Origin of the sequence: Stieleria sedimenti, from assembly GCF_025060895.1 — a bacterium.
GTDB lineage: Bacteria > Planctomycetota > Planctomycetia > Pirellulales > Pirellulaceae > Stieleria > Stieleria sedimenti.
The window spans coordinates 32,439-33,451 of record NZ_JANZKV010000180.1 but is presented as its reverse complement, the minus strand read 5'-3'; the positions used below and the strand labels follow the sequence as shown (position 1 = coordinate 33,451).

Sequence of the window (1,013 nt, the reverse complement as noted above, 5' to 3'; positions counted from 1 at the left end):
GCACTGACGGGCCAGTCTATACGGATGAAACCTACTGGACCTTAGACGGCGATCGCGCCTACTTCTGGGTACACGGCAACGAACAGTTCATCCATTTCACTTTTGAAACGACGCGTGCGGGGTTCGTTTCACGCGACGTTCTTGGCCCTGACTTTTGCGGCACTTTGGTAACGGACTGCTACGGTGGCTACAATGCTCAGGTCGCTGGCGCGAAGCAAAAATGTTTGGCACATCTTGCTCGAACCTCGCGTGATTGGCAAAAGCTCGTTGCTCCGGAATCAGCCGACTATCAGTTCTTTGAAGATATCAAGCAATTCGTCAAACGCGGTACTCGCCTCCACCGCCGACGAAAAGCCGGTAAGCTAAAAGGAGCTGCACTTGAGTCAGAGATCTTGTGGTTGCGAAACGAATTGGAACGCCTTTCGTTGACTGATGTCGAAGACGAAAAAGCGATCCAACTTCAAGGGCGAATTCTTCGTCACCTCTCAGAGTGGTTGGTGTTCATCGACGACCCACGAGTTTCGCCGACGAACAACCTTGCAGAACGTGCCATTCGCCCATTAGTCGTGTTGCGCAAGATCTGCTTCGGCAGCCGAAGTCGGGAAGGTGGTGAGCGGATGGCAGATCTGATGAGCGTTGCAGAGACAGCGCGGCGTCATGGGCACCGTGCCAGCGACATCTACTACGGTCTTTTCACGCGGCCTCCGGACGAAGTACTGCGTTCGCTTTATGCACCGGCGTAGCGGCTACGCCGGTGCAGGCGATCGTGTCGCCTCTTCATAGGAAGAGACAAGCTGCGACTCCGGAAGTAGCAGCGAGCGAAATTCTCAGCCGAGCGACTCACCTGTAGTCACGTTCGCTGGACGATTCCGGTGAAACGACGTCGAATGCTGCGCTGATGGTAAACCAATCGGCAAGCCCCATGACAGACTGCGGGGAGAGCTGAATCCAATCCTTCGACGATGCGCAGTTCGAGCGATGGTCCGACACCACCGTCCCCCAGGTCATTCAAC

The 1,013-nt window shown here is 55.4% G+C and carries 1 protein-coding gene; it reads left to right on the top strand.

Annotation, left to right across the window (positions count from 1 at the left end; translation table 11 throughout):
• Positions 1–743, top strand: a 743-nt coding sequence (locus NZK35_RS22800; RefSeq protein WP_259634834.1) for an IS66 family transposase, incomplete at its 5' end; no start/stop codon positions are given.
• Positions 744–1,013: the final 270 nt, after the last annotated feature.